The organism is Effusibacillus consociatus, from assembly GCF_042652925.1.
GTDB classification, from domain to species: Bacteria; Bacillota; Bacilli; order Tumebacillales; family Effusibacillaceae; genus Effusibacillus; species Effusibacillus consociatus.
This window is the reverse complement of the sequence record NZ_JBHSHC010000107.1, coordinates 1-1,290: the sequence shown is the minus strand read 5'-3', so window position 1 is coordinate 1,290 and position 1,290 is coordinate 1. Positions and strand designations below refer to the sequence as shown.

At 47.9% G+C, this 1,290-nt stretch carries 1 protein-coding gene and 1 pseudogene; one reads left to right on the top strand and one right to left on the bottom strand.

Going from position 1 to position 1,290, the window contains the following annotated elements; all coding sequences use genetic code 11:
• A pseudogene (locus ACFO8Q_RS14440) lies at positions 1–422 on the top strand (DDE transposase); the annotation flags it as partial.
• 163 nt (positions 423–585) lie between these two features.
• Here the strand turns inward: ACFO8Q_RS14440 and ACFO8Q_RS14435 are convergent.
• Entirely contained in the window at positions 586–1,116 is a 531-nt protein-coding gene (locus ACFO8Q_RS14435; protein ID WP_380026515.1) for a M23 family metallopeptidase, read from the bottom strand.
• Positions 1,117–1,290 lie beyond the last annotated feature (174 nt).

Genomic DNA, 1,290 nt, shown 5'->3' with positions numbered 1-1,290 from the left:
CCGTGTGCCCCATTGGCCGGAAGATGATCGGTTGGGGCAAATGCCCCGGCCGTCAACGCGTCAAATGGCGTTGTCCCGCCAAAGTAGGCAAATGGGAATGCCCGCATCCTTGTTCACCTTCCGAGTACGGAAGGACATTCTACACATCCACTTCGGATAATCCTCGTCTGTTTCCTCGCGTCAGGCGCGACAGCAAAGAGTGGAAACAACGATATGCCCTACGGACCGGAGTGGAGCGGTGCATCAAGCGTCAAAAGGTGGATTACAAACTCGAAGCCTCTGAAGGTCGCAGTTCCCGTCACTGGAACATTCGAGTCTACTTGATTGCCATGTGCCAACATGCCGACGCATGGTTGGAAGAAGCAAGAAAAGCGAACCTTCCTTCACTGGACGAATGGTTTGCAAGCCAATTAACTGCATAGTCACAGGGCTGTTCCATATTTTTAAAAACCCGATATTGTCGGGTTATTTGGCATGCTCTTTTTTTTTGAAAATGCGTTCCACGGTTAAAAAATAGACGATTTTTGACCCACTCACCCCTTATTAGACTCAGAATCATGCCTCTAATTCCGAGCTACTACAAGATTATTGCTTTAACGAGGGGTTTTTCTCCCAATAATCAACAACCTCCTTCTGATGTGGGGCCGCCAAGAAGGTTAACGGATCATAATAGTCGTTTGCGTCCCTGAAGTCAATATGGAGATGCTTTCCAGTCGAGTTACCCGTACTACCCATCCAACCAATTCTCTGACTCTTACTAACGCTGGTGCCGGTACTCACAAGTGGAGAGCTTTCCATGTGTAAATACCTTGCTTCAATTTTTCTACCGTTGTAAGTCCCGTGGTCAATTCTTGCATAGTACCCCATTGAGGATTCATATCCGGCGGCCGTTACATAACCAGCCTTCACAGCTTGAATTTCGTACTTCCATGAGTATGCTCCACTGCTCCACGTACCAATATCAAGTCCATTGTGGGGCGTGGTTCTGCCCGCTGTTGACCCGAAGGTATCTGTAATCGTATTGGACCCGGGTACTGGCCATGCAACATCTGGATAGAATCTCCAAGTTATCATGTAATTCTGCGAAGTGTCATATGCACCATTGTAACCATACACTCTGGCATAGTACGTCCCTGGAGCCCTGCTTTCCTTGAATATTTCACTGCCATAAGGCCAGTGAGTTAATCAGTGAGAGCCACTTTGTTAACGAATTGGAGCCGCGATGTTAATTCATGAGAGCCACCGCTGTTTCATCCGGTACAATGGAGGAATGCGTCTCTAATCAGAGCG